The following is a 20818-nucleotide window of genomic DNA, read 5'->3' as shown; positions in this document are numbered from 1 at the left end:
TCAGTCGCCCGTCTCGACCGTCAGCCCGGCCGGACCGGCCTTGGCCTCGACCCGCTTCAGCCCGCCGGACGCCAGCCGGAAGACGACGACGCCCAGGATGGCGACCAGAGCCCCGGCGATCCAGGCCAGGGCCTGAACCCGGACGGCGGCGACCTCATCGGGCCATTCGGGCAGACCCAGCCAGCGCCAGGCCGGTGCCGACGCCAGGGCCGCCACGATCGACATGATCATGACCGACAGGGCCGGACCGGCCCAGGCCAGCATCTTGACCGCCGCTTCCGGCGGCCGGGTGACGACAGAGGCGGCCTCGGGCGTGTCGGCCCCCTTGGTCGCGGCGGCGACGGCCTCCATGGCCTTGGCGGCTTCCGGGTCGGTCATGGCTGTTCCTCCGTTCGCCTCAGCGACGTGATCACCTGTTGCAGCTGGCGAACCTCGCCGTTTGCGATCTCGGCCTTTTCCAGCGCCTGGTCCCGCTCCCGCCGCACCCGCTCCAGATCCGCCGTCAGTTTTCGCACCTGGGCCTCCAGGGCCACGGCGCGCTCATGGGCGGCCGCCAGATCGGCTTCGAACGTCACCGCGACGCGCTGAAGCCGCTCGATCTCTTCGCGGAGGCCGCTGGTCACTTCGGTGAAGGCGTTGGCCGTCGCGGCGATCACGGCGGCCCCGCCGGTGGCCTCATCTTTCGCCGCCGTGGCGTCCACCGCCCGGCGCGACGGCCGGTTGATCAGGGCCGTCAGCACGCCCCCGAACCCCACGGCCGTCAACAGCGCGGCGATACCGCCCGGCGACGCCAGCGGCGCCGTGATTTCGTCAGGCATCTCGCCTCCAGGGTTCAATATCGGCTGAAGTTCAGGGCGACGGCGAAGAGGCAGATCAGCCGCCAGCCCAGTGGCACCCGATCGACGCCCAAGGCTTCGAAGAAGACGTAATCGCCCAACAGTTTCGGCCATCTGCGGTCGGTCCGCATCCGATCATGGACGACGGCGGATCTGGCGATCTGATCCGCCAGTCGCATCCCGGCCGACGTGCGCGCGAACCAGCCGGGCAGGCTGGCCAGGTCCGTACAGAACCCCTCCGGGGCGGTGATCGTCCATCCCGATCCCAGGAAGCCGATTTCATAAGCCAGCGGCGAGGTGAGGAAGTAGACCGGGCGGGCGTTCTTGATCTCGCCGGTTCGCTCCCAGGTCGCCTCGGTGAAGCGGCTCACGACGGTTCTGGCCATCCCGCCAGGATGTCGACTGATGCCGGGTCTTCCGCCGCTCGGATGGCGCTCTTCAGTGCGCCGCCGTGGAACAGCAACGCCGCGCCATATGCCGTCATGGTCGCCAATACCTGCAACACCTGCGCCGCATTCGTCTGGATATTCCAGTTGTCCTCAGCCCTAATGGGCAGGATTGTTTCAGGCGCGCCGCCGACCACTGCCGTCAACGCCGCGCCTTGCAAGGTTTGCCAGTTTGAACGGTCCAGGGGGCTCATCTGGAGACGGCGCTCGCCGGCTTGGATCTCGTCTCCGCTGTCATCGACCGCTTGCGTCTCTCCGAAGTCATAGATGAAATCCAAAGCGAGACGGCGATCACGCTCGGCATCAACGGCCATGTAAAGGCGCGCCACCACCTCTTCCGGCGTCAGGGGTTCCGGCGGCGTCAGAGTGGACGCCATGGTGGCGGAAAACCGCATCGCTCGAGCGAGCGATGCCGGCAAGCCGGCCGGGTACAGCGCTGGATTGACCCCGACCGCTGACAGGATGGCTGAAATCTCTGAGAATCGAGAACGGATCGCCTCTTCTACGGCGGCCTTGGTTCCAAATGACGCAGGCAAATCAGTCATGAGAATTTCCAGTTCTGAACAGAGATTGACGATCACGCCACGGGAGAGGTCTTCAGTGTGACCTCTACGGTTGACTGCCCGTCCTTGCTGACCGGCCCACTGCCGCGCACCTTGACGCGATAGGTAGGGTAAGAGCCCTGAACCGGTGCGAAGGTGTAGACCAGGGGATCTTCCGGCAGGCCCGATCCCATGGACTTGGTCGCCAACACGGTTTCGACGCCGCCGCTGCTGACGCCGACCACGTCGGCCGTGACGATCGGTGCGGTTACGTCGTCTTCACTGGTGCTGGTCACGGACGCCTCGACCAGGACCGTACCCGTGGACGTCAGCTGGGCCGCCGTCGTCGAAGACGTGGTCCGGAAGACTGTCACCGTGCCCGCGGCGAAGCGCGCGGCAACCGTGACGACGACATTGTCAAACACGTAGGGCGCCGTCGTCATCCGGCCATTAAGGCCGTTCGCTGTGGTCATGGATCCGATCGCGATGCTGGAGGGACCCCACCATTCCAGCAAGTTCCCTCTGGCGCCGAACGGAGCGCCGAAGGCGAGGACACGGATATTGGGACCAACAGTCGTCTGAAGCGTGTCGGTCGCGTCGTCGAAAACGGTGTTGTCGCCCCAGAAGATATAGGGGGCGTCGATCGCCACGTAGCTTCCAGCCGTGGACGAGACGAGGGCGAACCGGGCGGGCTTGCCCCCCGTCGCCGACGCGATCAGCTGGTAGGAGGCCAGCGCCTGCTGGGTCTCCAGATCGATGATGGCGAGGGACTGTTCGGTGACGGAGGCTTCGATCACAGCTTGGCTCGCGTCGGCGCTGTATCGACTCGCAGGCAGCGAGCCACGCTCGGTCTTCACCTGTCGGACGGCGATGTAGGATGGGTTACTGTTCTGAGCCTCTACGATGAACCGGCTGCGCACCCGGACGGTCCCTGCTGGCGTCGTGAACGACACCGCATAGGCGTTTCGGTTGGCGTCATCTGGTGAAAAGTCATGCGAACCGTAGATGGGGTTCTGGTCGCCATCCCCTCCGGGAACGAGGTTGCCGTTGCCATCCAGACACTGGATGTCGAAATAGCTGCGATCCTGCGCCGCGAGGCCCAAGACGGCAGCATCCCCCGTAATCGTGAATGATGTGGACGCGACCGCGGTCACATTATCCCACTCTAAGATGTATGTTCCGCCGCCGAATGGGCCAATGCGGATGATCCGACCCCAGCTGGTATCTTCGGCGAATAGAGCCAGCGGCGTCACCACGCCGCCCCCGCCGATATGGATGCAAGAAATCCCTCGCAAACCCAGCTCGCCCGAGCCGTTCGCTAGCATGTTGGGACGATTACGGCTGCTGGCGCTGACCTGCTGGATCGCCTGCGCCCGCGCGCCTGTCTCCGTCGCGAGCGCAAGCTCCAGATCGATGATGTCGGCTTCTGTGTTCGCCGTGCGAGCTTCGACCAAGGCGATGGCTTGGGCGTTCGACGTGTCCCCCTCGATCCGCGCCTGGTTCACCTGAACGATGCGGCTGTTCAGGCTAGGCTGATCACCACGCGCCGCCGCGATCTCGGCCCCTTGGGCGTCGATGTCGGTTCGGGCCTGACTGACGAGGGCGGACACGTCGAAAATGTCGCCGAAGGCCGCAGTGATGTCGGCGTTAATCGCTTGGATGGTCGGCGCGTTGGGTGACGGGTCCAGCAGAGGCGCCGTGTAGGGACCGTAGACGTAGCGGTCCGAATAGTTCTGGTTCCTCTGGTACTGAACCGCGACATAGTAGGTCGCGCCGGGCTGAAGCCCCTCGATCGGGATGTTCGTGACGGTCGGCGGGCCCTGATAGGCCTGCTTCCACGGTCCCGTCGCCGTCGGACCATATTCCACGATGATAGCCGTCGCGGTGTCGTTAGAGACAACGCCGGTAAGGTCGAAGCTGGGGAGGCCGCCGCCGCCGGGCGCCGGGGGTCGCGGCGTGATGGTCCAATCGCCAGGGAGGGGAGGGGTGACGTAGCGCGGATCGACCGGCGTCAGAACCTGCGGTTCCGGCGGGGTAGGGCTCTGACCCAGGGCGAACGGATACTTCCCGTCCGTCTCGCTGACGAACGACACCCGCACCACGCCCGTCGCCGGATCATAGTCCGTACTCAGGCACAGGCATTTCAGCCCGTTCAGGACAAAGCCCGGTTCCGTGATGGTGAAGGCGTCGCCCGGCCGGATGCGTTGGAGGTGCGGCTTCAGCGGGATCACGCCCGCGATGCCCTCGCGCGTATTGGCGATCTGGAGCGCCGCCAGCTGGGCGGCCTGGACCGCGTTCGAGACATAGGGATAGTCGACCCCGCGCGACCGAACCGCGCCGTCTTCCTCGCGATAGCTCTCTGCCGTGACCTCGCCGTCCAGCGCCGTCATCTGCCACCGGTGCGCCGGGCTCCAGAAGCGCGGACGCAGGGTGTTGATGCGGTCGATCCGACTGGCGGCGGCGTCGATCTCCAGAGGCCCGGCCGTGTCGGCGGCCGAGAGGGTGACGATGCTGGTCCGGGGCGCGGCGCGGCTGATGCAGCTGATCTTGCCCGCCCGCTGCGAATAGATGGCTCCCCCGGCCTGGAGGAAGGACTGGAGCACCTGGTGCTTGTCGTCGTCCGTGTTCGGATAGGCCGATACGGTCCAGCCGTTGGCCTTGGCGATGTTCGACGCGGCGACGAAGGCCGGAACGTCGATGCCCGACAGCTTCGCCCCAATGCCGCCGACCTGATAGTCCGTCGTGCTGCCGTGCGCCGGCGCCCCCTTCAGAGTCGGCCCTTCCCACAGGCCCAGCGCCCACTTCAGCCCCCACAGGATGGGGCAGGTCAGGGTGACCCAGGTACTGGAATCGTGCAGACGGCAAGGGCCGGAGCCGCCCGGATAGGTGCTGTCCAGGGTCGGGTCCCAGCCCTTCAGCCCCATCATCTGAACCAGCGGCTTGATCTCGCCGGTCGGGAAGGCCGAACCCTTGGAGTTCTCGGCCATGAAGATGACGCCGGCCGCCTTTCCGGACAGCTTGTGCGCCGATGTCCAGCCGGGCAGGGTCGCGCCGTTCTTGAAGCCGGAGGGCGTCGTCAGGGCGACCGGGGCGGGCTGATGCCCCAGGACGTAACGGAAGAACAGCTCCTGCCGATACGGCTCGGTCGTCGCGCCGCCGTTGGCGTCGAACGACATCGGATAGTCGTCGGCCTTGAACGACTCGATGGCCGTGATCGGCCCCGCGCCCGACAGGACGAACGGAACGCCGTAATACATAAGGTCCGGGCCGAAGGTGTCCCGGTGGATGACCGACCCCGCGACGCCGACCCGACCCGCCGCGAACGGGATCGGTCCATCGGGGTCGATCACGAACTCGAACGTCCGGCCCGACTGCCCCACCTGCGGCTGAAACACGGACAGGGCCGTGCTGATCGCCAGATTGGTCAGGGCGTTGAAGGCGACGCTCTTCAGCGTCGTCATCAACGTCGCCTTGGCGGCCGTCGCGGCGGCGGCCGGTGCTGCGGCGGAGATTGCGCTGGCGGCGGCCGGAAGGGCGAAAGCCATTCACACCCTCCAGGCGCAGACGAACATGTGGGGGATCATCGGTTCTATCAGGCCGCTGACGCGGTTCAGGGCCAGCACCCGGCCGTTGTCCAGGGCCACCGCCAGGGAGCATCCGAACCCGTCGCCTTCTTCGGACGGCAGGGCGATCAGATCGCCGGGCAGGGCCGCCGCCGGCGCAATCCGCTCCAGCTCCATCGCGTCGATCAGATCGACCAGCGACGCGAACCCGGTTCGCTTCAGATAGGCCAGCGCGCCGCGCCAGGTCTTGTGGCGCGAGGCGTTCAACAGCTTGGCCGACCGTCCCTGCTTATGCAGGGCATGCGCCGCCAGCTTGCCGCAGTCGCGCACGCCGGGTTCGACCGGCTTATAGGCGAACCGGTCCATACAGGCCTGCGTCGCCGCCGCCCGTTTCAGCATCGTGGTCATGGATCAGTCCCTAGTCGGGCAGGAAGGGCACGAAGGACTTCAGCAGGCGCTTGAACACGCCGGGGTTTTCCGGACGGCTCCGCCATTCCTTCTTGCGGGTCACGCCGTCCACGAACGAGAGGCCCAACTCGCCGGGCCAGATCAGCTGATGGAAGGCGTTGTTCAGCCGCCAGTCGGCGTTCGGCTCCAGCTGGCGTTCCGCCTGGGTGCCGCACTCCAGGACCAGAAGCCAATTGTCGCCGACCTGAAAACGCGGCTTGTCGATCTCGCCGTCGAACTTCAGCTCGGGTGCGCCGATCAGCAGGCCTGCGCTTGGATCGACCGCGCCCTCCCACCACTGGACCCGGACGCCTTGGACGTTCGGAGAGCCCAGCGCCGCCGCGGCGGTGTCTGAGGCCGGCAGAATGCCGATGTCGATCCGGGTTGTTTGGGCCTCGGCGCCGTCCTTAGCGTTGCCGATCGTATCTAGCGATCCATAAACCGGATGATGGGCGACATAGGGCTCCGGGCCTTCACCTTCGCCAGCGTCGAAGACCACGAAGCCGCCGTCCGTCAGGCAAATGGCGCCGCCGGGCATGTCCAGGCGGACGAGGGTGCATTTGACGAACGAGGGCTGCTGAAGCGCGGCGACGAGGTTGCTGTCCATCAGCGCTCCCTCACCGTGAACTGGAGTCCGACCAGCCTGTTCACGCCGACCGACCACTCCCCAAGATCACGGACGAAGCCCTCGATCATGGGCTGGGCGATTTCCACTACGTCATTGTCGGCTGGCGGGAACCGCAGCATGGTCCGCAAGGGCACCGTTGCGGAACCGTCGGACGCCGCGACGCTGGATCGGGCGCGGTACAGGAATCGCCGACCGGACGTCACCACAGACAAAAACTGACCCTTGCGGATGACATACCCGTTCGTCAGCCCGTCGATCACCAGAGACGACCCGGATTGTCCGGCTCCGTTCACGCGCGGCGTCCCTGGCGCGCCTGTGTCGAAGCCCGGCTGATGCACCTTCATGACGACCGTGTCGCCTTCCGCCATCAGGTCGTCCCAATCCATCGACGTGACGTAGGACATCGGCGGCATCTGAAAGGTGAGGGCGTAGCGGCTGCCCTTGCGGACAAGCTCTTGCTCTCCGTCCCCGAAAGCAGGGGCCAGTGTGTTCTTCGCCGTGATCAGCCCGATCACCATATTCGACGGAGCCGGATCCGTCGGCAGGATCAAGACGGCCATCAGCCGCGACGCCCCAGGCTGTAGCGGTTACGACGCGCCAGATCAGAAGGGACGGTCTGGCGGGCGCCACTGAATGCAGCGCCGCCGGACTCAGCCGCCATCACCTCCATCTGCGACAGAAGGTCAGCCGTCATGACCGCGCCTCGGAGATCGAACATGACAGCTGTTCCTCCGCGTGAGGCTCCGCCCATGCTGCCTGCCATGCCGCCCATGGCCCTGACAGCATGGGCAGGAATGATGTCAGTCCCAGCCGACAGATTGGCCAGCACCTCGCCCCGGTGGACGTAGGCCAAGCCGCCTTTGCTGATGGAGCCGCCTGAGGCAAAGCCGGGGATCATCCCTTTGATGCCGCTGAATATCGACCCAAGGAAACCGCCGTTACCGCCTCTGTTGGCGTTCTGAAGCACATCGAACAGATCGTCGGCTAGGTTTTCCAACATCCGATCTGTGAACCGATCAGCAAGGCTCTCGAATAGGCCTGAGACATCGCCATCAAGAGCGGCACGCATCCCATCAACGAAAGATCGCCGGAACTCGTCGCGAAGTCGGCCTTCGCGTTCCGCTGATCCCAGCGTGTCGGCTTCATTGGTCGCTTGGGCCGTTGCTGCGGCGAGGTCGGCGGCGGTAATCAGCCCTTCCTTGTCTCGCAGCAAGGCGTTGACCCGTTCGGCGATGTAGAGCTCACGCTCTGCCGCCTCGATGATTTTAGGGTTGCCTCGTAGCCCTGCAATCTGGGCCTCATAGCGAACGCGCTCAAGGGCTTGGTCGTTGTTACGACGCTGGGCCGCGACTGCCATTTCAAGATAGCGCTGACCCTGCTCCCTCGCATTATTCAAGCCGCGCTGGCGGGCTTCTGCCTCAGTCAGAGCATCGACTTGCTGCCGGGCCACCTCAGCGGCGTTTTCCACCCCAGCCGACTCGAGCTGCTTGGTCAGGGAAAGGACGTCCAGGCGGCGTTGGACGGCCTCGGCTTCGTCGCTCAGCCCCTTGGCCCGCAGAAGGCTGATCTGCATCTGAAGCTGGAGCGCTTCGCGCTGCGCGGATAGATCGCGCAAGGTGTCCGACGCGCGGCTGCTGATGCCGGATGAGCGGGTTGATCCGCTTTGGCTACTAAGCCGGCGGCTTTCCGCCTCCCGTTCCTTTCGGATGCGCTCTCGCTCAGCCGCTTGGTTGGCCTGTGCCGTAGCGGCTGCGGACGCGTTTCGTTGACGCTCAGCGAGAATTGCTGAGCCTTCACGTCCCAGGGTGTCATAAATGCCTTGGGTTCTGGCATCTAGGGGACGACCGCTTGCGCGTTGCCCTCGTTCGATGCTGCTGCGCCTGTCGATGATCTGTTGAAGGCGCTCGGATTGCGTCGTGTAGAGAAACTGGCCCGCCTTTTCGATGGCGTCCGAGATCGACCGGCCTATGGCGTCCCAGGCGCTTTCGATTTCGCCCAATTTATCCGCATGTCCGGTGACGGCTCCGCTCAGACCCTCTAGCAGGACGCGCTGGGCGCCCAGAAGATCGCCTTGCTCCATCATGTTGTCGATGTCGCGAAGCTGCGCCTGGTCTAGCAGCCCGAATTGCTCGGTGAGAGCGTGACCGGCCTTGGCTGGGTCGGCCATGGCCTTCGCCAGTTGTTTGGTTGCCTCCGCAGCGTCCACGCCCATGAAGGCCGAGTAGTCTCGCCCTAGCGCGATAAGCCGGGACAGGGTTTCGCCGCCGACCTGACCAGTCGCAAGGTACGCTGCTGCTTGTTCGCGTGCCGCCTTGATCGACACCTCACCCTGCTCAGCAGCGACTTCAGTGAGTTCCTGGAGCTGTTCAGCGGTGAGGCCGGCAACGCGCCCGACGCCTGTCGCGGCCCGCTCGTATGCGAGAGCGGAATCTTCGCCTCTCTGCCAAGCAGCCGCCAAGACGACGACGCCCGCTGCGGCTGCTGTCAGCCCGGCACCCAGCGTGACCATCGCGCCATTCGCCCTGATCCCACTCGTCGCCAGAGCGTCGAGGATCTGTGGTCCCTGCTGAAAAGCGATCATGCTCGGACTGGCGCCGCCGGCGGCCGACGTGAAGACGTCCGCGCCCTGGCGGGTCAGGTTGAGCCGGCTGGCTCGTTGCAGCTTCGTGAGTTGCTGGGTCGCTTGCCGCTCGGTTCGGTCAAGCGAAGCCTTCACTTCGCGCTCTTGCTCGCGGAGATCATTCGCCAACTTGGACCGATTGGCCCGAACTTCGAACTCGGCGGAACCGACTACGGTCATGCGACCCCCAAAGAAAAAAGGGCTCCGAAGAGCCCTTAGATTGGTCGTTTCAATATGCGGTAACGCGTGGTTCTCTATCTGCCTTCGCGGTATCGCCGAACATGCTCTGCCGCAGCGTTCGCCACCATGTCAGGATCGTCGAGCGGCCCCTTGTACATGGCCTTCATGCTATCGACACAGGCTTGAGCCTCTGCGGGTTTTTCAGATGCTAGTTGGCAGGGATAGGTGAATGCCTCGTCCTCCTTTGCCTGCTGCTTGCCGCTGTTCCATGCGGTCGCAAGGAAGATGCCAACTATGGCCAACACCACCAGCAGAATGAGTATGCCCACTCGGTTCGGCTGATCCCCCTCTGACTTGGGCCGCGGCTTCGCGCTCGCTGCCTGCTGCATCCCCTCAATCTGGCCCTTGAGCCGCGCGATCTCCACGTCCTTGTCGTCCATGCTTCCCTCCATTTCAGCGGAGGCTACTTCCGAGCGAACCTCGCGTCGACGCCTTGAGCCCAAGTTCTTAGACGGGCCGCTTCATCGACTTCTTCATCAGCCTCGTCGTCCAGATAGGCGGAAAGCGGAGAAAGCACCTTTTCGCGCGCAAACCGCTCCGTCCACCAGCCGACAGCGGTAGCCATCGTGGCGTCTCTGCTCGCGGCGCCCATGACTGCAAGCCGCAGGGTGAAAAAGGTGTGGTCGAATATCTCGGTGAGCGTCAGGCCGGCCCGCGCACCCGCCTCCAGAGCGTCTTCAATGACGTCCAGAGGCGCTTTAGAGGGTTTTTCTCACGCTGACCCTGCGGCTTACCCTTGGGGCCGAAGCGGGAAAGCGCCCATGCGTCGTGTAGGGCGATCAGGGCTGTATCAAAGCCCAACACCTGATCAACCAAGTCCACTGCCTTCAGTTCTCCGCCTGACGCAAGCTCCAGCAGATCGGCAAGGGCTTGTCCGTCTCCCTCGCCGCCCCGGGTGGCCAGCGCCAGTTTCATGACGACGGTCTCTCGCCCCATTTGGGCGATACGGCCCAAGGTGAAGCGGAGCGGGATCGTTCGACCTTCATGAGGAAAGTGAACAACTCCGAGATAGGCGTCGCTCATCAGGCGACGTCGGCCCAGGTACCAGCGGCTGCGGGCTGCAGTTCGAAGGGAACGGACAGCTTGCCTTCAATGGGGCCGCGCGGAACACCATAGGAGCTGACGAACGCGGTGAAGGTGTAGGTCTCGGGGTTCGTGTCGTCCGCCTCGCCAAAGACCAGACGGAAGGTCTTTGTGGTGCCGGCGGCGTTGGCGGCGCGGATGGCTTCCTGCACCGCGTTTCCGGGCTGATAGTGAAGCTCAAACGACAGAGGTTGCTCCTCGGAAAGGCCGCTGATGTACTCACGGCTGTTTCCAACGGTGTCGAAGTCCGTCACGTCCACGCGGTCGGTCGTGGTGCCGCCGCCATCGTTCGAGAATACGCCCGGAACCTTGGTGAAGGTGGGGCCTCCGGAGGTGGCGGTGTCCATTTCGAGGGCGACATTGCCTTTGGTCTTGATAGCCATGATCAGATCCTTTCGAGTTCAAGGCGAAGCGAGATGCGTCGGCCGACCAGGGACGGATCGGTCGTTGGGGAGACAGTGGGTCCGGCGGCCTGACAGATGATCGGCACGGCGCCGGTCATGGTCAGGGCCTCTGGCTGGTTGTGGAATAGGTCGCGGACAGCGCGGGCCAGGGCGTGAATGGCGGCGGTCGAACCGTCATCCTTGGCGTAGATTCGGATGTCCTGCCGGATTTCGCGGCCCGCCTCGGTGAAAGTCTCGGTTGGGTCGTCGCCCGTCGGCGCTGCGATGATGAGCGCAGCTTTGTTGTAGAAGACGAAGGCGTCCGGAGCGCGGTCGTTGAAGATCGCGGGTGCGCCTTCGAAGACTTCGAGCTCAGCTATGATGCTGGAGTCTGCCGATAGCCGGTCGAAGATAGCCTTGGTGCTGTTCATTCCTTAGCCCCTCGGACAAAGGCCCGATGGAGATCATCGCGATGATCGCTTGCCAGCGGACCCATAAAGGGCCTTGCCGCCATGCGCTCCGTCCCGCGCTCCAATGCCTCGGAATACTCGGTGTTGGACACGATTGACCCGACCAGATCGGTGCCGTCTTGTCGGATGGCTGGATCGGCATTGGTGTTGGCGCGGAGATTGCCTGTGTCTGCGGCCGGCGGACGGCCTGGCGCCGATGCCTGGTGCGTCCGTCCGCCACGATCATAGATGCGTCCGGTTCCTTCTTGGGCGAGGATATTGCGCTTGAGGATCGTCTCGCCTTCGCCAAGCGCCGCACGAATCCCACCCTCAGCCGCCCGATATGACAGCTTGTCGATGGCTCCCAAATCCAGCGTGACCTTGGCCACTACCGGGCCTGTAGTTCAGCGAGAGCGCCGGCAAGGTCTCCGGTGCGCTCGATCACGTCGAAGGTGGTCATGGCCAGCCCTTTGGCGGGGTCTGGAGCGGTGATTTTATGCCCTTTGGCTGGATAGACACCGGCGGGGAGGCTTGCCGCCAGGACCAGGACGCGGCGGTCTGTGGCGGGGATGCCTAGACTGATCCGGCGATAGTCCTTGTAGCTGCTGACCAGGGCCTTGCAGGGGTAGTCGGTCGGTTCACCCGCCGTCCAGCCGCCTTGCCCGTCGGAGGTACGCTCCCCGGGCACGGAAAGGACGCCGTCCTCGAAATCGTCGCCGAAGTCAGCCAGCGCTTCTGCCGCGACGCCAGTGATGATGCTCATAGTGGCCACCTGCGTCTGATCGCGATGAACTCGTCGCAGCGACAGGCGACGATCTCCTTGGCCGGAGCGCCGAGTGAGGTGTCGCCGGGAAACCTGAAGCGCGCGCCGCTTGGGCTGACGAACGGCGCATCCAGACCCCGGACCTCTTGCCGGTTCATGGCGCCGTGGGTGTCGCGCTCGCGACCGTCCGTCGTGGTGGACCATCCGCGCACGATGTCCATGACGTCGACCCGGCCATCGTCGGCGAGCTGCTGGAATGCCTCATGCTTGGCGGCTCGGATCGCGGGAAGGCCCTCAGTGCGGGCGATGACTTCGCCGCGGAGCCGGACCAAACGGGCAGAATAGCGGGTGATGGCTGCTCGGGCGGTCTCGGCCGGAATGGGCTTGCCGGTCTCGATGGCTCGGGTCACGGCCCGGTCGTAGCGACGGTCGCGCTGTTTGCGGGTCAGGTAGTTGCGGAGTAGGACAGGGTCCGTCGACGCCAGTTCGGCGCGGGCAGTGGCGACGTAGTCACGAAGGGGGCCAGACAGACCGATCAGACCGCCTTCGCGGTGACCCGTCGCCCGGCTGATGCGTCCGACCAGATCCAGGGCTACAGAACGAGGACCGGCGCCGCTCGCCATGCCGTCGGCGAGGAATGCGCGAGCTTGTTCAATCTCAGTGTCGATCAGCCCTGTGATGAGACGGGCCGCCCGTTCTCGGATGATCGCGGCCGCGCGCTGATTGCCGGGGTCGAACCTGAACCCGATGGAGACGGCGGCCGGCATGGATGCGACCGCGCCTTGACCCCCGGCCGTAAATGCCTCCGTGAGTTTGGCCTCCAGGGGCTGGAAGGCGGCTCGGTTGAGGTGAAGGGCTTGCATCGCCGCTTCGAGGTCGCGGCGCTCCAGAGCCAGCAGCAGCTTCTGGACCTCGATCTGCCGGGTGATGTCCCGGATCGAAGCGAGGAACGCCTCAGCGACCTCCACGCCATACTTCGCCGCCAGCTCCCGAAAGAGCCGTCGTTGGGACGGTCGTCTTGCCATGTCGTTTAGGGCTTCAGGGCCCGAGCGTGATGGGCCGCCTGAGCCATCAGATCCAGGTAGGCTTCAAACTGAGCGCGGGCGACCTCGATGATCTTCTGCTGCTGCTCGACCGGGTTATCGCGGATGATCGCCTTGGTCAGCAGATCGGCCGACGTGACGATGTCCAGCAGAATCTCCGTCGCCATCCGCGCCGCCATGTCGGGGGCGGTCGCGCGAGGATCATCCTTGTCGATGCGGCGGGTCACGGACTGGACAGTCGCACAGGTCAGCATGTCAGCCAACCGCCCATAGGCCGAGCGCGGCTGGCGCGTCTTCTGGAATGAGGAACGGGGCGAGCAGGCCTTCGACGGCGCTCAGCCGCAGCGTGTTGTCGGTGACAGCGTTGCCGCTGCCCTCGAAGTATTCCTTTTCGAGGGTGTCGATCTTCTTGCGCTTCAGGGCGCCGGAGTTAGCTGCGGAAATCGAGAGCGAGCCGGGCTTCAGCGCTTCCTGGATGGCTGCATGATAGCTGGCGACGATGACGTTGCGTGGGACCACGCTGGCGGCGACCGGCGTCTTCCATGCCAGAGCGTTGACGCGGGGCCAGGCGCGCTCCTGGTCAATGCCTCCAGCTGGCTCGCCGCGGAACCGAGCACCGTAGAGGCCGTCGAGGTAGTCGCTGGCCCGCTGGCGCAACTGGGCTACGGTCAGGTCTCCAGTCGAGGTGGAATAGCCGTTCTCGACCGCCCACTCGTTGAACCCTTCGTCTGAACCGTAGCCCGCCACGTCTTAGGCCTTGGCCTGCGAGGCGACGAACGCCTGCTTGTCCTCGTCGGACAGGGCATTGAAGGCATCGGCGTCGGCCTTCGAGATGCCTTCCAGCAGCACCTGTTCGCCTTGGATGATGTTGAACTTGCCGCCGCCGTGATGCTCGGCCTTCAGGGCGCCGTCGTTGTTGACGCCCTTCTTGCCCTTCTTGCCGCCGCCGATCGCGACAAACCGGCCGCTCCAGGGGTGCGGCTCGACCGGTTGGCCTTCGTCGTTGACGTCGAAGTCGGTGACATCGAGTTCGGTGCCGACCGGGATTTCCTTGCCTTCGCCATCGTAGATGCCGCCGGCGGTGATGCGAATGCGCATGGAGCGCTCCTTTCCTCGCGATGAGGGAAGGGCCCAGCCGGAGCCAGGCCCCGCCGGGTTAGACCGTGGTCGAGGCGAAGACGCCCGACTTGCCGTTGTAGTCGCCGCGGATCTCCAGCCCCATCGCGCCCATGTTCAGGAACTGGTAGTTGTCCGTCGGGTTCAGGCGCGTCATCGCCGTGGTGTTCACGGCCATGCCGATGATCGGGCGGATGTACCGAGCGTTCGGCACGAAGCCGAAGAACTGGTTGCCCGTCAGGCGCCACGTCACCTCGATCTTGTTGATGCGACGATTGCGAGCGACGAACTCGCGGATCGTGCCTTGCTTGAAGCCCTGGGCGTTCGAATAGGAACGGTCCCAGGCGCGGGCGATGTCGGGGCTGATGTAGAGGTTGACGGACTCGGTGATCAGGTTGGCATCCAACATCGCGCCGAAGGGCCCGACGAAGAACGCTTCCAGCTGATCCGGGGTCGCCGTGGTCAGGTCGATATTCGCCCCGCCCGCGCCGATGTTGATCAGTTTGGTCAGCGGCGACGTGCGGATGCCGTAGCCGGTGTAGCCCTGGAACTTGATGGTGGTGTCGCCGTCGAGGGCATAGCTGGCCATGTCGCGGTTCAGCTTGTCGATCGAGCCTTCCTGATCGTCAGCCAGGGCGTCGAAGTTCTCGGACTGCAGGGTGTTCCATTCCCTCCATTCGCGGCCGTAGCCGTCAGCAAAGATCGGAACGACGGTGCCGGCGTAGTTGTAGACCGTCTTGTCCATGGCGACCGGCACCTGGCCCGACAGCGAGCGGAACACCGGATTGGCGGTGTCCGAGGCGGTGCGGGTCATGTGGACCAGCTTGCCGATGTTCACCGGCTTGGCCAGCGGCATCAGGTCAGCCATGAAGACGCTGCCGCCATCGTCCCGCATGACGCGGGTGGTGATGGTGTCCAGCTCCAGCCAGGCGTCGCGCGGCAGGACGGCCGAGGCGTTGGTGACGCCCGACATCTCGCCGTAGAGGGCGGCGTGCTGGTCTTCGACCCGGTGGAAGTGTTCGCGCGCCACGCTCAGCTCGCCCCACCATTGCTGGTGCGGGCGGGAGTTGGCGACGAGCTGTTCGTCGAAATAGCGCATGTTCGCCCTCCTTAGGCGGCGACCACGTTCCGGCCGGCTTTGCGCGCACGCACAAGCTGGTCAGAACCGGTGTTGTTGTTGAAGGCCTCTTCGGCGACGAAGGCGACGTTCTGGCCCGTGGTGGCGAGGACGAACTTGCCGGCCGCGCTGGTGGTCAGTTCGGCGCCGCGAGCGACATTGGTGCCGGTCGGGACGCGGATGTTGAAGAACTGCTCATCCAGCGCTTCCATGCCGATGACGGTGTCACCGGCGGGCCAAGCGTCGTCGGTGCCCTTCAGCGCCAGGTAGTTGTCCTGAGCGATGTAGAGCTTGTCGCCGCTGTTGGCGCCCGCGATGGCGAAGGCCGAACCGGATTCCACCAAGGCTATGCCCGGCAGGACCACAGCAGCGCAGATGCGCTCCTGGACCTGGGGCGTGACCTCGGTGACGGGGCCAGCGTAGATCTTGTTGAAGCGGGGCATGTGCTTAGGCCTCCGTCTTCTGAGCGGCCGGGGCCTTGAAGGCGGGCTTGCCGCCATTGGCGCTCGGCAGCTTGAAGCCGCTGTTGGCGATCGGCGCGGCCTTGCCGGGCTCAGCCTTCGGGGCCAGCTTGCGAAGGGCGTTGAGCGTCAGCTCCTTCGCCGTGTCTTCGTCCAGCAGGTTGGCCTTGACCACCTTGCCCACCAGTTCGGCGTGCTCGGCGTCGTCCTTGGCCTTCTGATTGGCCGCGTTCGCCGTCAGTTGATCGGTGACGGGCTTCAGCGCGTTGGCGACGGCCTCGGCGACCGAAGTGCCGATGCTGGTGCCAATGTTCGCAACGCTTTCCGAGAGGGTCTTCACCTCGCCGGACAGCGCATCGAACTGTTCTTTCGAGACAGTCATGTCAGCGTCCTTGTTTTGCTGTTCAGAGGGGACCCGCTCGGAGCCTTTCAGGGCTTCGATAAGGGCGGTTTTGACGCGCTCCAGCCACGACGCACGTTCGCGCCGGTCCAGAGCTTGGGCGAGGTGATCCAGCGCCCAATCCACCCCACGCTCAGCATCCTCGGTGAGGGTGCTGTTGATGACGTCGATCTCTTTGCCCGCCGAGTTGACCATCATGCCGACGCCCTGGTCGGGAGTGGCGGCGCCGTCTTCGTCCAGAAGGATGGCGTCGTGGTCGAACTCGATGTCGCGAGCGGTGAACTTGTAGGGAACGTCGCCATTCGCGGCGTCCATGATGGCCAGCAGCCCGGTCGAGGTGTGGACAGGGTCGCCGGCGTCGATGGCCGCCAGCACGCGCTTGCCGCCCTCGGACTGGTTGGCGCGCTCGACGTCTATCACCTTGTCCAGCAGGACGCGGCCGCCCTCTTGACGTACGTTCTCGTTCCAGGCGCCGATCCAGCCTTGGTTCAGGCCCTCGGGGTCGCGGGCCGAGAGGAACTTGCCGTTGACCGACGGGTGACCCAGCGGAGCAGGTGTGCGCTCCAGGGTCTTGAATGACTTGGCGATCTCGGCGGCGGGATAGAGGATGTCGTTCATGACGACGTCGTCCGGCAGGGTCGCCGAGGGGACGATGATCACGTCGCGACCGTTGCGCTTCTCGCGCTTGATCGCCGCCGAGTTGGCCAAGGTGCGGATGTTGACGCGGACCTGTGCTCCGGCAATGAGGGCCTTGTTGACGCGGACAGCATCATTCATGGACGCCATGTCACCGCGAGACGATGACTCGCCGGTCAAGGCGCTTAGTGCCTCGACCATCATGTCCATCATCGCCTGCTGCGATTCCTCACCGGCTGCGCCTGTAGTGGGGGCCGTGCCGTTCATATGTTTCTTGTGAAGAGCAATCGCGTCCTGCAATTTGGCTTTGGCCAGCGCGATATCTTTCGTCCGATCCTTGTTCACGACGAACGTGCGGGCGTTCACGTCATGCTGTTGCACGCGCGCCTCCTTCGGATTGTGGGTGGATCAGGCGGCCTGAGCCGGCTCATCTTCGGTCTTGGGCAGGTCGAGGGCGTCCTGCTCTTCGTCGGGGTCGGGCTGCTCGTCCCGATACTTCTCGGCGTCCTTCAGCGGCTCGCGCCCGGTCACACCGCGCATTTCCTCGGTCGTGAAGACGAACTCGCCTGTGTCCTTCATCTTCTGATTCACGTCGGCCATCTTGTCGGCCAGCGCGACTTTGGCTTCCTGCGAGGTCTCGGTGAGGTCCGACCAATCGAGGTTCCAGTCCTTGTCGGCGAGGATGCCGAAGCGGACCAGGCGGCGGACGATGTCCATTATGTTCGGGATGACGATGCCGGTGCGGCGCGCCATCACGGTCTTGTTCCACTCGGCAGCGTCTTCGGTGCTGGCCCGCTCGCCGGACTGCGACCCGACAAGGATCTTCAACGGCATCGAAATCGAGGCGGCGTAGGACTGAAGCGGCGCGGCCCAGAAATGCTCGGGCGAGGGCAGGGACACCTGCATGGGTGTGGCGGTGATGCCCTGCATCAACAGCGAGGCGTCGAAGCCCGCGTTGAAGTCCTTCACCTGCTCTTCCATCTTGTCGACGACTTCAGACACCTCGACATTCATGGCCTGGGCCATGTTCGTGATGTTGGCGTCCTTGTCGATCTGCAGGCTGAGGCCGGACTTAGCGTTCTTCCAGAAGCCCTCGCCGCCGGCGCCGCTGATCTTCTCCAGCGTCAGCAGGTCGTTGTAGCCCGGAGCCAGAAACGACCGGCCGTTGACCGATCCGTCCTTTGACCAGATCACGACCCGGTCGGGGTGGACGTTGAACTGCCGAGGCTGAGAGGTCGAGCGATCGACGGCCGCCTCTTGGAAGGCGAACATCTTGGGCTTGCCGTAGGTCTTGGCGTCGTTCTGGTTGGTATGCCACTCGCTGATGGTGAGCTGGCCTTCCCAGGCTGGGATGATCTCGACCAAGCCCTCAAGGCCGCCGTTGACCCGCGTGACAGGCTGATCAAACGCCCGGTCGTCCGCTAGCTGTAAGATGACGCCGGCATAGGCTCCAACGAGGCCGCGCCGATCCGCCTCGGCGAGTTGCTGCCAGACGCGCAGTTCGGCGAAGCGCTTGCGGATTTCGCCTTCGAGCTTGGTCTCTGGGGTGTCGTCGCCGTTGTCGCGGGCGAACTCCTGAAGCCAGGGCGCATCCTGCCAGGTCTTGGCGACCGTCTTGTCCACCCCGGCGCTGCCGAGGCCGGTGCGGGTGTAGGCGTGATAGGCCAGTTCGAACGTGACCTCAGCCGGATAGCCGAAGTCCTTGTAATGGTCGTGCTTCGCTGTTCCGAAGAAGCCGGGGAACATGCCCTGCAGGGTGCGGGTCGCCCGGTTCACGAGCATCTGACGCGCGCTCATCCGCGGTGCCGGCTCTTCAGGAACATGGCGACGGTCGAGACCTGGGCCAACGCCAGTTCGTTCACGGCGTCTGCGAACGCATCGACTTGGTCGTCATGCGTGGCGGCGGGGAAGGTGCAAAGCTCGTCCATGAAAGCCTCGTTCCATTCGCCGCGGAGCAGCTTGACGTTGCCGGCCTCAGCCTGGGCGGCGGCGGGAGTGGCGCGGGTGGCCTTGTCGCCGGTCGGGGCGACGGTCTTAACCGGATAGCCGGCCAGCATCTTCACCAGCGTCTGGGCGTAGGCCTTGCCGGATGCGCCCGGATCTTGGGGAAGACGGATCGTGACGTTGGGCCCATCGAGCGATGCCGTGGCGAGGATGGTGCGCTCGACCTCGGACGGGCTTTCCTGGGCCCGGTAGACGTCGGTGACGTAGAACGTGCCGTCGCGACCGCGTCCGATCTTCACGCCTGCTGTCGGGTCGCCCCCGCCCTTGGTGGCCCCGATGTCCCAGGCCCTGCACCACGACACGATGTCATTGGGGATGGCTTCGACAACTGGGAGCCAGGATCGCTTGAACAGGCCGCCATCTCGCGGAGCCGGACGCTGCTGGTACTGCCCGGCATAGGCGTAGGAGCCGAGGCCCTTCTTCAGGTCGTCCACCACCTTGCGGGGGAAGCGGACGGGATCGAGCAGCTCTCCGTCTTCGGTGCGCGGGTCGCTGAAGCCGATCCGGGTCTCACATCGCCGCTGCGGCTCGAACTCCATCGGGAGCATGAGGATGACGAACCCCAGGCCCAGTTTCTGGATGGCGCCGGTGACGTCCTGCTCGTGCAGGCGCTGCATCACGACGACGATGGCATCTCGATCCTGGTCGTTCAGCCGGTTCAGCGAGCCTTCGCGGAACTGGCGCACCGTGGCCGATCGTTCCGCGTCGCTCTCTGCGGTTTTGGTCGAGTGCGGGTCGTCGATGATGAGGCGGTTGCCGCGCTTCGAGGTCAGAGAGCCGAACGCCGTTCCTTCGCGGGTGCCAGTGTCCTGGTTGGCGAAGCTCATCTCGCCGGTGCGGGTCAGCACGACCTCAGGCCAGAGCGACCGATACCAATCCGACAGGGTCAGGTCCCGGTGCTTCCGGGTGTCCCGCTTCACACTGTCTTCGGCGAAGGAGGTAGTCAGGTAGCGGAGAGAGCGGCGCCCCCTCGGCCCCCATTCCCAAGCGGGCCACAGCACCGAGACGATCATCGACTTGGAGGAGCCGGGCGGGACGTTGATGGCGAGGCGGTTGATCCGGCCGTCGGTCACCGCCTCAAGGTGCTGGCAGATCGCGTCGAGATGCCAGTTCCAGACCAGCTTGGTGTCGGGCTCCAGGATCGGCCAGGCCTCGCGGACGAACCCGGCCAGGGTTTCGCAGCGCTCGCGGATGGCGAAGAAGTCTCGCTCCAGGCGCTGACGCTCCGCGGCAAGCCGTTCCTCCGCCTCCCTCAGCCTGACGATCTCCGCCTTCCGCTCCAGAAGGGCGAGGACTTCAATCTTCTTCGGAAGGGGAAGCCGGCTCAGAACCTCCGGCGAGAGCTGCGGCGAGGCGAGCGTCAATCTCTGCCTCCGTCATGTTCGCGAACTGGACCGGGCCGCCGTCGGCGCCGGTGTGTTTGAGCGTTTGACTGTCGCCGTAGGCCTTGGGCTGACGCTTGCCGGCGGTCCACTTCAGAGCATCGATGGCGGCACGGCCGGCGGCGGGGTCGATCTCGCCCTTGATGATCCGCTTGGCGATGTCCACGATGGCGTCAGCGTCGGCGTGGCCCTGATCCTCGCGCGCGGACGCGTAGTTCTGCCGAAACGTCAGGTCGTCCTTCAGCCACCGCATGACCGTGCGATAGGCCGGCATCTCTTCGTCGCGGCAAATCTCGGCCAGACTGTCCCCGCACATGATGCGGATGCAGATTTCCTCGGCTGTCGCGTCGTTGAATAGGCTGGGTCGAGCCATTCGGCCTCCTTGCACCCACAGGGATGACGAACTGTCCACATCCGCGCGGCCCAAAAACATCTACAGAACGCCGCTACGGGTGCACGCTGCAGGTGTCGCGACATCGCGCGACCTATCAGGGAGCCCCAAATGGCTCAGCACACAATCCGCATCGTACTTCACCGCGCCACCGAGAAGAACTACGAGGACCTTCACGTAGGCATGGCGCGGTTAGGCGCAAGCCGGACTATCCGAGGGGGCAACGGCGTCACCTATGATCTGCCGGACGGGGAGTACGATCTGTCCA

Annotated in this window: 25 protein-coding genes; all 25 read right to left on the bottom strand. The window is 64.8% G+C overall.

Features of this window, described 5'->3' with window-relative positions; translation table 11 throughout:
* Window positions 1-378 (bottom strand): hypothetical protein, encoded by a 378-nt coding sequence (locus tag ACZ5M6_RS13180; RefSeq protein ID WP_336968373.1) that lies wholly within the window; start codon window positions 376-378, stop codon window positions 1-3.
* Window positions 375-818 carry a hypothetical protein gene (locus tag ACZ5M6_RS13175; RefSeq protein ID WP_464158871.1) on the bottom strand — a complete coding sequence of 148 codons (444 nt, stop codon included), beginning with the start codon at window positions 816-818 and terminating at the stop codon, window positions 375-377. The genes ACZ5M6_RS13180 and ACZ5M6_RS13175 overlap by 4 nt, the downstream gene beginning before the upstream one ends.
* Window positions 819-832: 14 nt before the next feature.
* Window positions 833-1207 (bottom strand): DUF1353 domain-containing protein, encoded by a 375-nt coding sequence (locus ACZ5M6_RS13170; RefSeq protein ID WP_464158870.1) that lies wholly within the window; start codon window positions 1205-1207, stop codon window positions 833-835.
* Window positions 1204-1863 carry a DUF4376 domain-containing protein gene (locus ACZ5M6_RS13165; protein ID WP_464158869.1) on the bottom strand — a complete coding sequence of 220 codons (660 nt, stop codon included), beginning with the start codon at window positions 1861-1863 and terminating at the stop codon, window positions 1204-1206. Before ACZ5M6_RS13165 ends, ACZ5M6_RS13170 begins: the two co-directional genes overlap by 4 nt.
* Complete coding sequence (locus ACZ5M6_RS13160) at window positions 1860-5369, bottom strand: fibronectin type III domain-containing protein (RefSeq protein ID WP_464158868.1); 3510 nt, start codon at window positions 5367-5369, stop codon at window positions 1860-1862. Before ACZ5M6_RS13160 ends, ACZ5M6_RS13165 begins: the two co-directional genes overlap by 4 nt.
* Window positions 5370-5795: a DUF6950 family protein gene (locus ACZ5M6_RS13155; protein ID WP_464158867.1), complete on the bottom strand. Its 426-nt coding sequence runs from the start codon at window positions 5793-5795 to the stop codon at window positions 5370-5372.
* Between the two features lie 10 nt (window positions 5796-5805).
* A complete protein-coding gene (locus ACZ5M6_RS13150) occupies window positions 5806-6441 on the bottom strand; it encodes a hypothetical protein (protein WP_464158866.1) in 636 nt (211 codons plus the stop codon).
* Window positions 6441-7022 (bottom strand): hypothetical protein, encoded by a 582-nt coding sequence (locus tag ACZ5M6_RS13145; RefSeq protein ID WP_464158865.1) that lies wholly within the window; start codon window positions 7020-7022, stop codon window positions 6441-6443. Before ACZ5M6_RS13145 ends, ACZ5M6_RS13150 begins: the two co-directional genes overlap by 1 nt.
* Window positions 7022-9262, bottom strand: coding sequence for a phage tail length tape measure family protein (locus tag ACZ5M6_RS13140; RefSeq protein ID WP_464158864.1), 2241 nt, complete (start codon window positions 9260-9262; stop codon window positions 7022-7024). The genes ACZ5M6_RS13145 and ACZ5M6_RS13140 overlap by 1 nt, the downstream gene beginning before the upstream one ends.
* Window positions 9263-9336: 74 nt before the next feature.
* Complete coding sequence (locus ACZ5M6_RS13135) at window positions 9337-9702, bottom strand: hypothetical protein (protein ID WP_464158863.1); 366 nt, start codon at window positions 9700-9702, stop codon at window positions 9337-9339.
* 262 nt (window positions 9703-9964) lie between these two features.
* Window positions 9965-10345 carry a hypothetical protein gene (locus ACZ5M6_RS13130; RefSeq protein ID WP_464158862.1) on the bottom strand — a complete coding sequence of 127 codons (381 nt, stop codon included), beginning with the start codon at window positions 10343-10345 and terminating at the stop codon, window positions 9965-9967.
* Window positions 10345-10788, bottom strand: coding sequence for a phage tail tube protein (locus ACZ5M6_RS13125; RefSeq protein ID WP_464158861.1), 444 nt, complete (start codon window positions 10786-10788; stop codon window positions 10345-10347). Before ACZ5M6_RS13125 ends, ACZ5M6_RS13130 begins: the two co-directional genes overlap by 1 nt.
* 2 nt (window positions 10789-10790) lie before the next feature.
* Entirely contained in the window at window positions 10791-11219 is a 429-nt protein-coding gene (gene gp17, locus ACZ5M6_RS13120; RefSeq protein ID WP_464158860.1) for a tail completion protein gp17, read from the bottom strand.
* Entirely contained in the window at window positions 11216-11626 is a 411-nt protein-coding gene (locus ACZ5M6_RS13115; protein ID WP_464158859.1) for an HK97-gp10 family putative phage morphogenesis protein, read from the bottom strand. Before ACZ5M6_RS13115 ends, gp17 begins: the two co-directional genes overlap by 4 nt.
* Window positions 11626-12000, bottom strand: coding sequence for a hypothetical protein (locus tag ACZ5M6_RS13110; RefSeq protein WP_464158858.1), 375 nt, complete (start codon window positions 11998-12000; stop codon window positions 11626-11628). The genes ACZ5M6_RS13115 and ACZ5M6_RS13110 overlap by 1 nt, the downstream gene beginning before the upstream one ends.
* On the bottom strand, window positions 11997-12968 hold the full coding sequence (locus ACZ5M6_RS13105) for a structural protein (protein ID WP_464158857.1): 972 nt from the start codon (window positions 12966-12968) through the stop codon (window positions 11997-11999). Before ACZ5M6_RS13105 ends, ACZ5M6_RS13110 begins: the two co-directional genes overlap by 4 nt.
* Before the next feature lie 62 nt (window positions 12969-13030).
* Window positions 13031-13306 (bottom strand): hypothetical protein, encoded by a 276-nt coding sequence (locus ACZ5M6_RS13100; protein WP_464158856.1) that lies wholly within the window; start codon window positions 13304-13306, stop codon window positions 13031-13033.
* A complete protein-coding gene (locus ACZ5M6_RS13095; RefSeq protein WP_464158855.1) occupies window positions 13299-13790 on the bottom strand; it encodes a DnaT-like ssDNA-binding protein in 492 nt (163 codons plus the stop codon). Before ACZ5M6_RS13095 ends, ACZ5M6_RS13100 begins: the two co-directional genes overlap by 8 nt.
* Window positions 13791-13793: 3 nt before the next feature.
* The gene (locus ACZ5M6_RS13090) at window positions 13794-14141 is read right to left on the bottom strand and encodes a hypothetical protein (protein ID WP_464158854.1); all 348 of its coding nucleotides are present in this window, start codon (window positions 14139-14141) and stop codon (window positions 13794-13796) included.
* A 58-nt stretch (window positions 14142-14199) separates the two neighbouring features.
* Window positions 14200-15258 carry a major capsid protein gene (locus tag ACZ5M6_RS13085; RefSeq protein WP_464158853.1) on the bottom strand — a complete coding sequence of 353 codons (1059 nt, stop codon included), beginning with the start codon at window positions 15256-15258 and terminating at the stop codon, window positions 14200-14202.
* A gap of 11 nt (window positions 15259-15269) precedes the next feature.
* Complete coding sequence (locus ACZ5M6_RS13080) at window positions 15270-15719, bottom strand: hypothetical protein (RefSeq protein WP_464158852.1); 450 nt, start codon at window positions 15717-15719, stop codon at window positions 15270-15272.
* A 4-nt stretch (window positions 15720-15723) separates the two neighbouring features.
* Window positions 15724-17154 (bottom strand): hypothetical protein, encoded by a 1431-nt coding sequence (locus ACZ5M6_RS13075; RefSeq protein WP_464158851.1) that lies wholly within the window; start codon window positions 17152-17154, stop codon window positions 15724-15726.
* A 27-nt stretch (window positions 17155-17181) separates the two neighbouring features.
* A complete protein-coding gene (locus tag ACZ5M6_RS13070) occupies window positions 17182-18570 on the bottom strand; it encodes an anti-CBASS protein Acb1 family protein (protein ID WP_464158850.1) in 1389 nt (462 codons plus the stop codon).
* The gene (gene terL, locus ACZ5M6_RS13065) at window positions 18567-20141 is read right to left on the bottom strand and encodes a phage terminase large subunit (RefSeq protein WP_464158849.1); all 1575 of its coding nucleotides are present in this window, start codon (window positions 20139-20141) and stop codon (window positions 18567-18569) included. Before terL ends, ACZ5M6_RS13070 begins: the two co-directional genes overlap by 4 nt.
* Window positions 20074-20532, bottom strand: coding sequence for a terminase small subunit-like protein (locus tag ACZ5M6_RS13060; RefSeq protein WP_464158848.1), 459 nt, complete (start codon window positions 20530-20532; stop codon window positions 20074-20076). The genes terL and ACZ5M6_RS13060 overlap by 68 nt, the downstream gene beginning before the upstream one ends.
* Window positions 20533-20818: the final 286 nt, after the last annotated feature.

The organism is Brevundimonas sp. Br13 (assembly GCF_055391505.1).
The sequence above is the reverse complement of the archived record's forward strand: the minus strand, read 5'-3'. Positions and strand labels throughout refer to the sequence as shown.